Genomic DNA, 364 nt, shown 5'->3' on the forward strand with positions numbered 1-364 from the left:
TGATTGCTTTCGCTTTTTCAAGCTCTGCTTTCAATGCGTCTAATGCTGCTTGTTTAGCATCTGCTGCCTCTTTCGCTTCTTTTGCATCTTGAGCATTTTTAGCATTAATTGCATCTTCTAAAGCTGCTTTCGCTGCATCTACTGCGTCTTGAGAAGCATTAGGGTCTGCTTGAACTTCTTTTGCTTTAGCTAACGCGTCTTGAACGGCTTTATCTTCTTTGTCAGTCGGATCTAATGTTAAACCTTCTGCATTATTGATTACTTTATTCAACTCATCTTTATTAGCTTTTGCTTCTAAAGCTTTTTGCGCATCAGTAATTGCTTTGGCTGCGTCTTTCAACTCTTGTGGAGTCTTAGTCGCATC

At 39.8% G+C, this 364-nt stretch carries 1 pseudogene; it reads right to left on the reverse strand.

What is annotated here, in order from left to right:
* Positions 1–364 (reverse strand): annotated as a pseudogene (locus tag HMPREF2603_RS13370) (hypothetical protein); the annotation flags it as partial.

The organism is Staphylococcus sp. HMSC055C03, assembly GCF_001809385.1.
GTDB classification, from domain to species: domain Bacteria; phylum Bacillota; class Bacilli; order Staphylococcales; family Staphylococcaceae; genus Staphylococcus; species Staphylococcus simulans.